This window comes from Pseudogulbenkiania ferrooxidans 2002 (genome assembly GCF_000174355.1).
In the GTDB taxonomy this organism is placed as follows: domain Bacteria; phylum Pseudomonadota; class Gammaproteobacteria; order Burkholderiales; family Chromobacteriaceae; genus Pseudogulbenkiania; species Pseudogulbenkiania ferrooxidans.
Window position 1 is genome coordinate 311,449 of sequence record NZ_ACIS01000002.1, and the last position, 14,293, is coordinate 325,741.

At 64.8% G+C, this 14,293-nt stretch carries 13 protein-coding genes; 7 read left to right on the forward strand and 6 right to left on the reverse strand.

Features of this window, described 5'->3' with window-relative positions; genetic code table 11:
* Window positions 1–2: 2 nt before the first annotated feature.
* From FURADRAFT_RS04170 to FURADRAFT_RS04185, 4 genes are all read right to left on the reverse strand, one after another.
* Window positions 3–1,436 carry a coniferyl aldehyde dehydrogenase gene (locus FURADRAFT_RS04170; protein ID WP_008952866.1) on the reverse strand — a complete coding sequence of 478 codons (1,434 nt, stop codon included), beginning with the start codon at window positions 1,434–1,436 and terminating at the stop codon, window positions 3–5.
* 162 nt (window positions 1,437–1,598) lie between these two features.
* Window positions 1,599–1,931, reverse strand: a complete 333-nt coding sequence (locus FURADRAFT_RS04175; protein ID WP_008952867.1) for a tetratricopeptide repeat protein — start codon at window positions 1,929–1,931, stop codon at window positions 1,599–1,601.
* 200 nt (window positions 1,932–2,131) lie between these two features.
* Window positions 2,132–5,104 (reverse strand): DNA translocase FtsK, encoded by a 2,973-nt coding sequence (locus tag FURADRAFT_RS04180; RefSeq protein ID WP_008952868.1) that lies wholly within the window; start codon window positions 5,102–5,104, stop codon window positions 2,132–2,134.
* 376 nt (window positions 5,105–5,480) lie between these two features.
* The gene (locus tag FURADRAFT_RS04185; RefSeq protein ID WP_008952869.1) at window positions 5,481–6,374 is read right to left on the reverse strand and encodes a LysR family transcriptional regulator; all 894 of its coding nucleotides are present in this window, start codon (window positions 6,372–6,374) and stop codon (window positions 5,481–5,483) included.
* Between the two features lie 508 nt (window positions 6,375–6,882).
* Here FURADRAFT_RS04185 and FURADRAFT_RS04190 point away from each other — a divergent pair.
* The gene (locus tag FURADRAFT_RS04190; RefSeq protein WP_008952870.1) at window positions 6,883–7,875 is read left to right on the forward strand and encodes a TRAP transporter substrate-binding protein; all 993 of its coding nucleotides are present in this window, start codon (window positions 6,883–6,885) and stop codon (window positions 7,873–7,875) included.
* Between the two features lie 188 nt (window positions 7,876–8,063).
* On the opposite strand, the gene FURADRAFT_RS04195 is transcribed toward FURADRAFT_RS04190, so the two are convergent.
* Window positions 8,064–8,999, reverse strand: coding sequence for a LysR family transcriptional regulator (locus FURADRAFT_RS04195; protein WP_008952871.1), 936 nt, complete (start codon window positions 8,997–8,999; stop codon window positions 8,064–8,066).
* 225 nt (window positions 9,000–9,224) lie between these two features.
* Here FURADRAFT_RS04195 and FURADRAFT_RS04200 point away from each other — a divergent pair, with 225 nt between their 5' ends.
* The 6 genes from FURADRAFT_RS04200 (at window position 9,225) to FURADRAFT_RS04225 (ending at window position 13,312) form a co-directional block, all read left to right on the forward strand.
* The gene (locus tag FURADRAFT_RS04200; RefSeq protein WP_008952872.1) at window positions 9,225–9,878 is read left to right on the forward strand and encodes a hydrolase; all 654 of its coding nucleotides are present in this window, start codon (window positions 9,225–9,227) and stop codon (window positions 9,876–9,878) included.
* 62 nt (window positions 9,879–9,940) lie between these two features.
* Window positions 9,941–11,791: an amidohydrolase gene (locus FURADRAFT_RS04205; RefSeq protein ID WP_008952873.1), complete on the forward strand. Its 1,851-nt coding sequence runs from the start codon at window positions 9,941–9,943 to the stop codon at window positions 11,789–11,791.
* A gap of 19 nt (window positions 11,792–11,810) precedes the next feature.
* A complete protein-coding gene (locus FURADRAFT_RS04210; RefSeq protein WP_008952874.1) occupies window positions 11,811–12,038 on the forward strand; it encodes a XapX domain-containing protein in 228 nt (75 codons plus the stop codon).
* Window positions 12,035–12,190, forward strand: coding sequence for a XapX domain-containing protein (locus tag FURADRAFT_RS04215; protein ID WP_008952875.1), 156 nt, complete (start codon window positions 12,035–12,037; stop codon window positions 12,188–12,190). Before FURADRAFT_RS04210 ends, FURADRAFT_RS04215 begins: the two co-directional genes overlap by 4 nt.
* Window positions 12,187–12,627: a DoxX family protein gene (locus tag FURADRAFT_RS04220; RefSeq protein WP_008952876.1), complete on the forward strand. Its 441-nt coding sequence runs from the start codon at window positions 12,187–12,189 to the stop codon at window positions 12,625–12,627. Before FURADRAFT_RS04215 ends, FURADRAFT_RS04220 begins: the two co-directional genes overlap by 4 nt.
* Window positions 12,608–13,312 carry a YoaK family protein gene (locus tag FURADRAFT_RS04225; RefSeq protein ID WP_008952877.1) on the forward strand — a complete coding sequence of 235 codons (705 nt, stop codon included), beginning with the start codon at window positions 12,608–12,610 and terminating at the stop codon, window positions 13,310–13,312. Before FURADRAFT_RS04220 ends, FURADRAFT_RS04225 begins: the two co-directional genes overlap by 20 nt.
* Window positions 13,313–13,367: 55 nt before the next feature.
* Here FURADRAFT_RS04225 and FURADRAFT_RS04230 read toward each other — a convergent pair whose 3' ends face one another.
* Window positions 13,368–14,258, reverse strand: a complete 891-nt coding sequence (locus tag FURADRAFT_RS04230; protein WP_008952878.1) for a LysR family transcriptional regulator — start codon at window positions 14,256–14,258, stop codon at window positions 13,368–13,370.
* Window positions 14,259–14,293 lie beyond the last annotated feature (35 nt).

Genomic DNA, 14,293 nt, shown 5'->3' on the forward strand with positions numbered 1-14,293 from the left:
GCTCAACGCCGCAGCATCAGCTTCAGCAGCCAGCGTGCGCGGGTGCCGTAGGGCGGGCGCATCCAGGCGATGGCGTTCGGCCGCCCCTGCCGGAAGACAGGACGCAGCTTGGAGAACGCCTGAAAGCCCTCTCGGCCATGATAATGGCCCATGCCGGAGTGGCCGACACCACCGAAGGGCAGATCGCCCTGCGCCACGTGCAGCATGGTCTCGTTGACCGTCACCCCGCCCGAGCGGGTCTGGCGCAGCACTGAGCGAACCCGTTGGACATTGTCGTCGAACAGGTAGAGCGCGAGGGGGTGAGGCCGCTGGTTGACGTAGGCGATGGCGGCCTCGATGGAGTCGTATTCGATCAGCGGCAGGATGGGGCCGAAAATCTCCTGCTGCAGCAGCGCGGCCTCCTGAGGGCAGTTCCACACCAGCGTCAACGGGAAGGCGCGGCGAATGCGCCAGTCCTCAGACGGCGGATTCACTTGGTGTATCTGCGCCCCTTTTGCTTTGGCATCGTCGAGCAGCCCCTCCAGGCGCTGCAGTTGGTCCGGGTTGATGATGGTGGTGTAGTCGGGGTTGTCGACCCAGTGCGGGTAGCGCCGAACCGCCTCATTTTCGATGGCGTCGAGCAAGGCCTGACGCTCGCCGGCCGGAACCAGCACGTAATCCGGCGCCACACAGGTCTGGCCGGCGTTGAGCAGCTTGCCGGCCACGATGGCGGCCGCGGCACGCGCTGGCGAGAAACCTGGGGTGACGATGACCGGGGATTTACCGCCCAGCTCCAGCGTCACCGGCACCAAGTGGTCGGCGGCGCCCTTCATGACCTGCCGCCCCACCTCGGTGGAGCCGGTGAACAGCAGATGATCGAAGGGCAACGCACTGAAGGCCCGGGCCACATCGACACCGCCGTTGACCGTCTGCACCCATTCGGACCCCAGGTAGCGTTCCAGCAGGCCGGCCAACAGCTGGCCGGTGCGCGGGGTGAATTCGGACATCTTGATCATCACCCGGTTGCCGGCGGCCAACGCGCTCACCAGCGGGCCGAGCGCCAGGTACAGCGGGTAATTCCATGGCACCACGATGCCCACCACGCCAAGCGGCTGCGGTTCGACCCAGGCCTGCCCGGGCCAAAACCAGAATGCCACGCCGCGGCGCTGACGTTTCATCCAGCGCGGCAGGTGATGCCGGGCGTGGCGTATCGCCCCCAGCGTCGGGAACAGCTCCAACACTCGCGTCTCCACCTCGCTGCGGCGGCCAAAATCGGCCGATACCGCTTCCGCCAGCGCAGCCTGGTGATCGACCAGCAGATGCGCGAGGGACTGCAAGAGCTTGAGCCGCTGCGGCAGCGTCGAAACATCCCGCTCGCGGCATAGCTGGCGCAGTGCGGCGAGCCGCTCCGACAGGGTCAGAGCGTCGCCCGCCACATCACGGATATTGACGTCCATGCCTCGCCTCCGATCAACCAAACGATTGTTTGGTTTATTGGCACGCTGCGAGCATATCACCTCGAAGGGGCAGGGCGACATCCGACGCTGTGAAACAGCATCGGCATCATCCTAAGGCGGGGGCTTGCAGCAGCCCCCTTTCGGGGGCGGACCATGGCGCGATCAGCCGGTCTCGCCCAGGCTTTTCTGCAGGCGCCGGGCAAACACGGTCATTTCCTTGACCGCCTGGATGTCGCCCTTGGCCTGGGCCACGGCGATGCCTTCCTGATAGACGGCCAGCGCCTCTCGCTCCTGACCGGCCGAGGCCAGCACCTTGCCCAGAAGCTTCCAGGCCGCCGAGTAGTCGTGCTGCATCGTCAGCGCCGCCCTCAGGTGCTTTTCGGCTTCGGCCCAGTCTTGCGCATGCACGTACTCGTTGGCGATGCCGAAGCGCAACAGCGCTCCGTCGCGCGGGGTATCGAGCAGTTTCAGCAGGTTTTGCAGTATTGGTGACATGGCCATCCCTCCGCTAGTTGAATGCTTCCCATGATCTCATACCCGCCCTATCCCGGAGCTGGACGGCGAAAACCGGGAACCGCCGGTTCCTTCATCGCTTGCCTCCTGGCCATGCCGGCCCGGTCAGCATTTGCCACGTTGGACATGAAACGACAAAAGTGCCGCCGAAGCCGCGCTTTTGTCATGGGAAAAAGCCGGGGCTAGAAAGAGCGGTCGGGCACCAGCACGGTACGGTTGCCGTTGCTCTCCATCGCGCTGACGATGCCGGCTACTTCCATTTCTTCGATCAGGCGTGCGGCACGGTTGTAGCCGATGCGCAGGTGGCGCTGTACCGACGAGATCGACGGCTTGCGCGTGCGCAGCACGATCTCGACCGCCTCGTCGTAGAGCGGATCGGTTTCCGCCGTGGTCTTGCCACCGGTTTCGCTCGCGGCCGCCTCCTCCGCCTCCGTTTCGCCGGTGAGCAGCCCCTCCACGTAATCTGGCTCGCCGAATTGCTTGAGGTGTTCGACAACGGCGTGCACTTCCTCGTCGGTAACGAAGGCGCCGTGCACCCGCTGCGGGTAGCCGGTGCCCGGCGGCAGGAACAACATGTCGCCCTGCCCCAGCAGGCTTTCCGCCCCCATCTGGTCGAGAATGGTGCGGCTGTCGACCTTGCTCGACACCTGGAAGGCGATGCGGGTCGGGATGTTGGCCTTGATCAGGCCGGTGATGACGTCCACCGACGGACGTTGCGTGGCCAGAATCAGATGGATGCCGGCGGCACGCGCCTTCTGCGCCAGGCGGGCGATCAATTCCTCGATCTTCTTGCCGGCCACCATCATCAGGTCGGCGAATTCGTCCACCACCACCACGATGAACGGCAGCGGCGCCAGCGGTTCCGGGGTTTCCGGCGTCAGGCTGAACGGGTTGGTGAGCTTGTGGCCGGCCTCTTCGGCCTCGCGCACCTTCTGGTTGAAGCCGGCCAGGTTGCGCACGCCCAGCGCGCTCATCAGACGGTAGCGCTTCTCCATCTCGCCGACGCACCAGTTGAGCGCGTTGGCAGCGAGCTTCATGTCGGTCACGACCGGCGCCAGCAGGTGCGGGATGTCGTTGTACACCGACAGTTCGAGCATCTTGGGGTCGATCATGATGAAGCGCACTTCGTCCGGCGTGGCCTTGTACAGCATCGACAGGATCATGGCGTTGACCCCGACCGACTTGCCGGAGCCGGTGGTGCCGGCAACCAGCAGGTGCGGCGCCTTGGCCAGATCCATCACCACCGGCTGCCCGGTGATGTCCTTGCCCAGCGCCAGCGTCAGGCGTGAGCCGGAATGCTGGAACACGTCGGCCGAGAAGATTTCCGACAGGCGGATCATCTGCCGGCGCGGGTTGGGCAGCTCCAGTCCCATACAGGTCTTGCCGGGAATGGTCTCGACCACGCGGATCGACGCCAGGCCCAACGCGCGCGCCAGGTCCTTCACCAGGTTGACCACCTGGTTGCCGCGCACGCCCACCGCCGGCTCCACCTCGTAGCGGGTGATCACCGGGCCGGCGTAGGCATCGACCACGCTGACCTTGACCTTGAACTCGGCGCATTTTTCCTCGATGACGATACCGCGTTCGAGCAGCAGCTCCTCGTTCTGAGGCTCTTCGAAACCATCGGCCGGGTTGAGCAGCTCCAGCGGCGGCAGGCAGACCTCGCCGTAGATCACCGGCAAGGGGTGCTTGTGCAGTAGGGGTGCCGCTGGCGCGCGGGCTGCTTCCACGTCAGGCCAGATCGCATCCTCGGCCTCGATCTCGACCGGCTCGGACACGGGATAGAGTGGCGCGGCCGGGGCGTCGGCAACGGGCTCGGCTTTCGGCCAACCTGTTGCGGGTGCGGGACGCTCGCTGATCATCTCCCACACTAGGCCGGACGCCGGTCGCTGCGGCGTTTCGGGGGGCATGGTGGCAACAGGTTCCGGCTCGACCTCCTCAACCACGGCAGCCGCCGGCTTTGACACCGCGCTCCAGACTGGCGCAGCAACCGCCGCTTGCCTCGACGCAACGGGATCGGGCCGGGGGGCGGATATGTCGGAAACCGCCGTCATGATGGGCGCCGCGACGGCGACCGGCGCGGCGTCCACCGCTGGCACGGGAGCCGGCGCGGGCACACGAACAGCCGGTTCGCATTGAGGCGGAGGTTCCGTCACAACCGCTGTCGGCGGGGCCGGCGGCGGCGTTACGGCGACAAATTCGGGCACCTCCGGAGCGCTCGGCACGCGGGCCGGCGCAGAGGCATCGACCACGGGCCGAATCGCCGAAGGCGGCTCCATCGCGGCCGACGGCATGGTGGGGACGCGTGGCGCGGCAACCGGAGCCGGCCGCGCCAGGGGTGGCGTGGCGATCACCGGTTTTGGCGGCACCACGACGGGACGCGGGCGGGCTGGCGCCGGAACACCCTTGAGCGGTTTGGCCACCGGGGTGAAGTGCTGCAGCGGCTTGTCGCCATGAATCTGGCGCAATTGCGCCCTCACCTCGTCGGCACCGATCAGCGGCAACTCCGGGGCAGTGGACTCGAACCCGGCGCGGGAGCGCCCCGCCCCTTTCAGATCGTTCTCGCGCTGGCGCCGTCGCACGCCGGCGTGCAGGTTATGCTGCACGTCGGCCAGCCCGATCACCGGCAGCGCGGGGTTGGCCGGTTCAGGCTGGCGACGGCGGGCGGGCGTCTGGAAACGGGGCAGCTCGACATGGGGCAGGTTCTTGTCGGGTGCGGGTGCGACCGAGCCGCGGCGAGCCGTCGCCGCTGGCGCGGAACGAGATTCCGCGGCGGCGTCGGCCCCGGGCTGCCCCCGTAGAGGCTCGGCCGGACGGCGCTGGGGGGCCTGGAAGCGCGGCAGTTCGACTTGCGGCAGGCCGGGGTCCGGCATCGACGGAGTGCGCCGAGCCGGAGGCGCGGATGCGGGGCGGGACGCGGCATCATCCGGCGCCGACACCGGTCGAGCCTCTTCCATGGGCGACGAGGCGGGCTGATTCGGGCGCGGCACCGGCTCGAACAAGGTCGTGTCATCCCATTCCTCGGCACACCGGTCATCGCCAATGTCGAACAGACGATCAAACCAGTGCGTGAGCTTTTCCAGCGGCAACCTGCCACTACGCACCAGCCAGGCACCCGCCACCACCACACACAGCAACAATAGGACCCACACCATCAAATCCAGCTTTCCATCTTGTCTTGAAGCGTAAACGCAAATTGTACCCGCTTTTGTCACGACATCGTGCTCGCAAGGGCTGAGTTCCCCTTGCGGGCACGGGCTGCCGCATGCGCTCCCGGCCTTTCCTGCCCAGGCGGTGGAAATACAAAAGGGCCCCGGCAACGCTGGCGGGGCCCAAAGAGGAGAAATCTGATTTCAGCATAGCCCCTGGCGCGAGCTATGCCACCCTTCTAATTCGATTTTTGATCTACTCCGACTCAGGCAGGACTTCAGGCCGGCGACGATAGCCATGCCAGCGCTCATTTCGACCCGCGCCCCGCCCGGAAACCGGCATTGTCGCGGCCCCGGACCGCACCTGCCGTGGCGCAACCCTCTAACCACGCTCCGTGGATTCGCGCACCATCTGGTAGAGCGCGCCGGCGGCCGGCGAGAATTCGGCCGTTTTACGCGCGATCAGCACTAAGCCCCTGGCGATCACCGGATCGACCAGGGACAGCACGCGAATGCGCGGGTAGGCGTCGCTCTGCAAGGCCAGGCGCGGCAACACGGCGGCGCCGACCCCTTCCGCCACCAGCCCCAGCGCGGTGGAAACACGCTGCACCTCGTACACCGACTGCAGGGCCAGGTTCTGCCCCTCCAGGGCGCGGTCGAGCAAGGGCCGGTTGCCGCTGAACTGGCCGATCGAAATCAGCGAATAGGGCTCCAGTTCTTTCCAGGAGAGCTGCGTGCGCTCGCTCAACGGATGGTCGTCGCGACAGATCAGGACGAAGTCGTCCTCCAGCAGCGGGACGCTGCTCAGTTCGGCGTGGTGCGAGCCGGCGATGGTGATGCCGAACTCGGCCTCGCGCTGCAGCACGGCGCTGGACACCCCGGCGGAGGTGTGATCGAGGATCTTGATGCGGTTGTCAGGGTATTTGGCCGAATAGGCCTGGATGATCCGGGGCAGGAAGCGCACCCCCACCGTCGGCACGCAGGCGATGGTGACGCTGCCGCGCTTGAGCTTGCCGGTATCGCGGATTTCGCCCAGCGAGCTGGCAAGCTCCCCCAGCAAACGCTTCGCATGCGGTAGAAAATCCTCGCCGACGCGGGTCAGCGCCACCGAGCGCGTGGTGCGCTCGATCAGCTTGACACCCAGGTACTCCTCGAGATTCTGCAGCCGTCGGGTGATGCCGGCCTGGGACAGGAACAGGCTTTCGGCGGCGGTCTGGAAGCTGCCGCTCTCCGCAATGGCGATGAAAGCTTGCACGCCGATCGTGTCGATTTTCATGAGCAATACTCAACAATCACTTATATCAATTCATTTTACTCATACCCATCGGATGCGCACAATTCGGACATGGCCTCTGCCAGTACAGGCAGAGAAAACCCGATTCCGCCCGCACCGCGAGCCAGCACGATCGGTCCCGTTTCCACAGTGTGACTCCATTAAGCCGCCCCGCAATCAGGGCGGCTCTTTTTTTGGTCAAGGCGCCGGGAACGCGCCTCCGCAGCCATCTCGGGTTGGGCCGCGCCAGCCGCTGCCGGTACGTAATTTCCTCTGCTCGCCAAACACAGAAAAACTCATCAATGCAAAACAATAATGCATTTAACAAAAGAGAAGTCTCTGGCGACAATGCCCTCACCGAAGCGCGGAAGCGGAGCCTCCACCGAATCAAGGGTTGGCCGAACACCCGCCACCGCGCGCCGCCATGAAAAGAGCCTGAACGGCAGACACGATCACGATCGCTGTCGGCCCGACGGCCAGGAAGCCTACAACGTCAAGGAGAGACAGATTCATGAAGCGCCTGATCACCTCGCTGGCCATCGCCGCCGCCTTTAGCGCAACCGCCCCGGCCTTTGCCAGCGCCCCCATCGTCATCAAGTTCAGCCACGTCGTCGCACCCGACACGCCCAAAGGCCAGGCTGCCGAGTACTTCAAGAAGTTGGCCGAAGAACGCACCAAGGGCCGGGTCAAGGTCGTCATCTATCCAAACAGCCAGCTGTACAAGGACAAGGAAGAGCTGGAAGCGCTGCAACTGGGCGCGGTGCAGATGCTGGCGCCGACCACCAGCAAATTCGGTCCGATGGGACTGAAGGAATTCGAGGTCTTCGACCTGCCCTATCTCTTCATGAACGAAGACCAGGTGCACAAAGTGACGCGCGGCCCGGTAGGACAGGCCCTGCTGAAAAAACTCGAACCCCGCGGGCTCAAAGGGCTGGCGTTCTGGGACAACGGTTTTCGCGTGTTCAGCGCCAACAGGCCGGTACGCACACCGCAGGACATCAAGGGCCTGAAGATCCGCATCAACTCGTCCAAGGTGAACACCGCCATCGTGCAGTCGGTCGGCGCCCTGCCCCAGACCATGGCGTTGTCCGAGGTCTACCAGGCCTTGCAGACCGGCGTGGTGGACGGCGCCGACGGCAACATTTCCAATCTGTACACCCAGAAGCAGTTCGAGGTGCAGAAATACATGACCAATACCCGCCACTCCTATAGCGGCTACGCCGTGGTGGTGAACAAGAAGTTCTGGGACGGCCTGCCCGGGGACATTCGCACCACGCTGGAAGGGGCGATGAAGGACGCCTCCGAATACAACGACCAGATGGCCGAGAAAGACACCACCGCCGCCCTGAACGCCATCAAGGCTTCGGGCAAGACGCAAATCTACGAGCCCACCGCGGCCGAGAAAGCCGCCTGGGTGAAGGCGATGCAGCCGGTTCAGAACGAGATGGCCGCGCGCATCGGCACCGATACCGTCAAAGCCATCCACACCGCTCTTGCCAAGTAAACCGATACCACCGCGACGAACATCGGGCTCCCACCGACAAGGGGAGCCCGGTGTCTTCTCCCCCCGTTGGCCGAAGTGGCCTACCCCAGCAGCCATCTCCGAGTTCATCGCCATCTGTCAGCGCGATCACCATAGCCAACTGGTCGCGCACCGCCGTTGCAGCCAACCGGGCAGGAGCCGGCCTGCGCTTACAGGGACAAAGGCGTGGCCGCCAGCGTCTTGACGATCAGGGCATCGTTGATGAAGTCCCCCTGCGAGAGCTTCTCGATCCACCACTGCACGCCAAGCCCGGCATCGCCGGTATTCCAGGCAGCAAAGAACTGCTTGAGCGGGCGCGGCTCTTTCACTTCCTTGACCTTGAGCTTACCCAGATTGGCGCAGTGCTGAACCAGGCAGCCCGGTAAAAAGCCGCAGCCGAGCCCGGCCAGTACGGCTTCCAGCTTCGCCTCGAGATTGGGCACCAGCAGGAAATCCTGGCCGATTTGCAGATCGAGCGGGCGTAATAATCGTTGCCGCGACGTATCCTGGATTTCGACCAGGCGATACTGCCCGATCACCGAGCGGTCGAGCGGCTCCACGGCATCGGCGAGCGGATGCCCGGGGGCAACGGCAAAGGCGGACTGCACCTGGCCGATGGCACAGCTCGAGAAACCGGGCAGATTGGGCGCGTGATCCAGCGCACCGATGGCGAAATCCGCCCTGCCGTCCAGCAGTGCCTCCCAAGGCCCGCCCGACACCTCGTGGCTGAACAGCAGGCGGGTTTGTGAGTTTTCCCCGTAAAAGGTCGTGATATACGGCAGCAAGATGCGAAACGGCAGGATGACGTCCACGGCGATGCGCAGTTCGCTCTCCCAGCCGGCTTCGATTTTCTTGGCGCGCCTCTCCAGCGCGATCGCCCCGCGCAGCAGGCGCCGCCCGTCTTCCAGCACGGCCTGCCCGGTGGGCGTCAGTTTGGCCTTGAGGCCGGTACGGTCGAACAAGGTGACGCCCAGGTCTTCTTCCAGCTTGCCGATCATGTAGCTGATCGAGGACGGCACCTTGAACAAGGCTTCCCCCGCCGCGGCAAAGGAGCCGTGCCGGTCGATCGCATCCAGCACTTCCAGCGCTTCCAGACTCAGTTTCATCGCTCGTTTTTTCCCACAGGCCAGATGACAGCGTAGCGCGCCGCCGGTCGGCTTGCCATGGGGTTCGAAAAATGTGATCAGGCCGATCGGAAATCTTCGCTTGTGCCATTGGGGCGGCAAAACTACCTTTCCAACACAAGACGCCGCCGCCGGACCTGCCTCCGGCGCACCGGTCTTGCGCGACAGTCACCCACCCATCGAGAAGCCTCTATACAGGAGACGATCATGCCCATCGCCAAAGCCCAGCCTGGCCAGACCCTGCTTGACCCGAGCAACCACACCCTCATCATGATCGACCACCAATCGCAAATGGCCTTTGCGACCAAGTCGATCGACGCGGTCACCCTGCGCAACAACGCTGCCCTGGTGGCAAAGGCTGCCAAGGAATTCCGCGTGCCGACCATTCTGACCACCGTGGCGGAGAAGAGCTTCTCCGGCCCGCTGTTCGATGAAATCAAATCGGTATTTCCCGACGAGTCGGCGATCGACCGCACCACCATGAACACCTGGGAAGACGGCCGCATCGCCGAGCGGGTGAATGCGATTGGCAAGGACAAGATCGTGCTGGCCGGCCTGTGGACCTCGGTATGCATCGTCGGCCCGGCCTTGTCGGCGCTGGACCAGGGCTTCCAGGTCTACGTGATCGCCGATGCCTGTGGCGACGTCTCCGACGAGGCGCACGAGCGCGCGATGGAGCGCATGGTGCAACAAGGCGCCCGCCCGATGACCTCGTTGCAGTACCTGCTCGAACTGCAACGTGACTGGGCGCGCGGGGAAACCTACAACGAAACCGTCGCCACCTCGATTGCGCATGGCGGCGGCTACGGTCTGGGCCTGATCTACGCCAAGACCATGTTCGGCGGCGGCGAAGGCCACTGAGCGGCGGCAGGCAAGCCAACCTGGGCCGGCCCCGACGACCGGCCCCTTCAGGAGAAGCTCCCATGAGCGCAGATCTGATTCTGTTCAACGGCCGGATCCACACGGTGGATCGGGAACACCCCGAGGCCACGGCTGTGGCCATAAAAGGCGACACGTTCCTCGCAGTCGGCGAAGCCGACGAGGTGATGCGGCACCGTTCGGGCACCACCCGCATGGTGGACCTGGGTGGCCGGACGGTGATACCGGGCCTGAACGACTCCCACCTGCACCTGATCCGCGGTGGGCTCAACTACAACCTGGAGCTGCGCTGGGAGGGCGTACCGTCACTGGCCGACGCCTTGCGCATGCTGAAGGAACAGGCCGACCGCACCCCCAACCCGCAGTGGGTGCGCGTGGTAGGGGGCTGGACCGAATTCCAGTTCGCCGAACGGCGTATGCCCACGCTGGATGAGATCAACGCGGCGGCACCCGACACGCCGGTCTTCGTCCTGCACCTGTACGACCGCGCCCTGCTCAACCGCGCCGCCCTGCGCGCCGCGGGCTACACCAAGGACACCCCCAACCCGCCCGGTGGCGAGATCCAGCGCGACGCGGCCGGCAACCCCACCGGCATGCTGATCGCCCGTCCCAACGCGATGATCCTGTACGCCACGCTGGCCAAGGGGCCGAAGCTGCCGCTGGAATATCAGGTGAACTCGACACGCCAGTTCATGCGCGAGCTGAACCGCCTCGGGCTCACCAGCGCCATCGATGCCGGCGGCGGCTTCCAGAACTACCCGGAAGACTACGATGTCATCGCCGAGCTGGCGAAGAACAAGCAACTGACCCTCCGCATCGCCTACAACCTGTTTACCCAGCGCAAGGGGCAGGAACTGGAGGACTTCCAGCAATGGACCGCCATGGTCGGCCCCGGCCAGGGTGACGACTTCTTCCGCCACAACGGCGCCGGTGAGATGTTGGTGTTTTCCGCCGCCGATTTCGAGGACTTCCTCGAACCGCGCCCGGACCTCGCGCCGCAGATGGAAGACGAGCTGGAAAAGGTCGTGCGCCACCTGGTGGCCAAGCGCTGGCCGTTCCGCCTGCACGCCACCTACGACGAATCCATCGGACGCATGCTGGACGTGTTCGAGAAGGTGAATCACGATATCCCGTTTGACGGGCTGCACTGGCTGTTCGACCACGCCGAGACCATCTCGCCGCGCAATATCGAACGCGTGCGCGCCCTGGGCGGCGGCATCGCCATCCAGCACCGCATGGCGTTCCAGGGCGAATATTTCGTCGAGCGCTATGGCGCGGAGGCGGCCAGGCACACCCCGCCGGTTGCCCGCATGCTCGACATGGGCGTGCCGGTCGGCGCCGGTACCGATGCCACGCGCGTGGCCAGCTACAACCCGTGGACGGCGCTCTACTGGCTGGTTTCCGGCTGCACGGTGGGCGGGCTGCCGCTGTATGACGAGCAGAACCGGCTGTCGCGCGAAACCGCGCTCGAACTGTGGACGGCCGGCAGCGCCTGGTTCTCCAACGAGCAAGGCAAGAAAGGGCGGATCAAGGCCGGGCAGCTGGCCGACCTGGCCGTGCTGTCGGCCGATTACTTCAGGGTAACGCCGGAAGCCATCAAGGCGATCGAATCGGTCTTGACCATCGTGGGCGGCAACATCGTCTACGGCGCCGATGAATTCACCCCGCTGGCCCCGTCCGCGTTGCCGGTCCTGCCGGACTGGTCTCCGGTCAGGACCGTGCCGGGCCATTACCGTGCCGCGCCGAAACAGCAGCGCAATCCGCTACCGCACCAGTGCCACGGCGCTTGCGGCGTGCATGGCCACGCGCACGACAGGGCTCGCAAGTCAAACGTGCCGGTGTCCGACTTCGCCGGATTCTGGGGAGCGTTCGGTTGCAGTTGCTTTGCCTTCTGAGGCAGGAAGGAGCATCGCGATGAACTATTGGAAAATCCTGCTCGGCCTGGCGTTGTCGTTCCTGATCGGATTCGGCTGTCGGCTGACCGGCATCCCGGCGGCGTCGCCGCCGGTCCTGTCCGGTGCCCTGCTGGTTTTCATGATGAGCACCGGGTACTGGTTGGTCGACCGCTACCTTGCCTCACGCCCCGCGCAAGAAAAGAAACACTGCGGCGGGCATGACTTGGGTAAAAGGAACGAAGCATGACAGCGCTGTTGATCGGTTCCGTCCTCGGCATCGCGGTCGGCGGCCTGTGCCGCTGGCTGGATATTCCCTCCCCCGCGCCGCCTTCCCCCATCGGCGCCCTGCTGGTGGTCGCCATGACGGCTGGCTACGTGATAGCGGGAAGCTTCGCATGAACCGCCACCAGAACAGCGGCAGACACCATCCCGCCAAACCGGTTGACTTGACGCGCCTGCCGCGGCCAGACGCCGGCCTGCTGTTCCTGCGCCTGACGGGCAGCGGCTTGCTGCTCTACGTGCACGGCTTGCCCAAGCTGATCCACTTCAGTGCCGAACTGCAGCACATCGACGACCCCCTGCACCTGGGGCGCGGGGTGACGCTGGTGCTGGCACTGTTTGCCGAAATCGCGTGCCCGCTGCTGATCGCCGCCGGCTGGCTGACGCGTCTGGCCACCCTGCCCATCCTGTTCCTGCTGTTCGTTTCCATGGCCTTGGTGCATCCGGATTGGGATGTGGCCACCGGCCAGTTTGCCTGGCTGCTGGTCATCGTGTTCGGCACGATCGCGCTGGCCGGCCCGGGGGAGTATTCGATCGATGGCCATCAGCACCGCTAGCAACGGCGCCGCGCCGCGCATCTCGTGGACCAGCGTGGCGCTCGGCTTTACCGCCGGTTATGTGGACACGCTCGGCTTCGTGGCGCTGTTCGGTCTGTTCACCGCACACGTCACCGGCAACTTCGTACTGATTGGCAGCGAGCTGGCCAGGCCGAGCCATGGCGTGTTGATCAAGTTTCTCGCCTTCCCCGCCTTCGTGGCCGGGATCGCGTTGACGCGAGCGATCGTGCGCCAGCAAGAGCCACGGGGCACATCCCCGTTGCCGTGGCTCTATGGCATGCAGTTGATGCTGTTGGCCGGCTTCATGCTGGCAGGCCTCTACGCCTTGCCGCTTAGCGACAGCCGCTCCACGGCGGCGCTCGTCGCCGGCATGTTCGGTGCCGCCGGCATGGGGGTGCAAAATGCCGCCAGCCGGCTGGCGTTGAGCAAGCTCACCCCCACCACGGTGATGACCGGCAATGTCACCCAGCTGGTGATCGATCTGCTGGATCTGACCTGCCCCACTCCCGACCCGGCCGTCAGGGAACGCATCGTCAGGTTCCTGTGGCCCATTCTTGCCTTCGCCGTCGGCGCCATCGGCGGTGCCTTCGGCTACGTCAATCTGTCGTTTTGGGCTCTGCTGCTGCCCATCGGCATTCTTGCGGCATTGCTGCTCGACGCCAGGGGGAACGATCCCAAGGGGTGAAACATGACGGACAGCCTGCCGCCGCGGGAGGTGTCGACTCGGCCGCGTCCAGTATCTAGCCGGGCATCGAGAACTGCTGAAACAGGTCTTTCAAGTGCGGGGTTTCAAACCGACGCCTGACCGTGATGGCATAGAACGTTTCCTCCACGCCGTGCACTGAACCATATTTCTCCAGCAGGCCCTTGTTCAACTCGTCCTTGACCACGATGGCGGGAATCAGTGCCACCGCACCCGAGTCCCGCGCCAGCAAGCGCAAGGCAGCCATGTCATCGACTTCGGCGCGAATCCACGGCTCGATGCCCAATTGCTCGCACAGCAGGTCGAAGCGAACCCGGATTTCGCTTTTCGCGCTCGGCACGACCAATTGGTGGTGGGTCAGGACCTTGCCCAGGTCGAACCCTTCGCCGATGAGTCCCGGTGGCCCGATCAGGCAGACCTCCTGCCGCGCCAGGGTGCGGCAGCGCCAGGGGTGCTTGTCGTCGGCGATGACCGGACGGTTGCTCAGCACCACGTCCAGCTCGTAGGCGCTCAGCCGGTTGAGCAGCTCTTCCAGCCCGCCCGCCTCCAGGTTCAGCTTGACGGCCTGTTTGCTCAACACCGGGTTCAGAAAGTTTTCCAGGAAATTACGCGACAGGGTGGAAACGCTGCCGATGCGCAGCTGCCCACCCTGTCCCGCATCCTGGCTGGTCGTCGCGGACAGCAACTCGTTGCCCAGCGCAAAAATCGCTTCCGCGTAGCGCAACACGGAAGAACCCATTTCCGTCAGCAGCAGCTTCTTGCCTTCGCGCAAGAACAGCGGCGTGCCGAGCTGCTCTTCCAGCTGGCGTATTTGCGCCGACAGCGCGGACTGCGAGATATGCAGGCGTTCGGCTGTTCTGGTGAGGTGGCCCTCGGCCGCCACGCGCCAGAAGTAATAGAGGTGGTGATAGTTGAGTCGGCTTATCATTCTATAAAATAGATCGATTTGTACTTATTAATGTA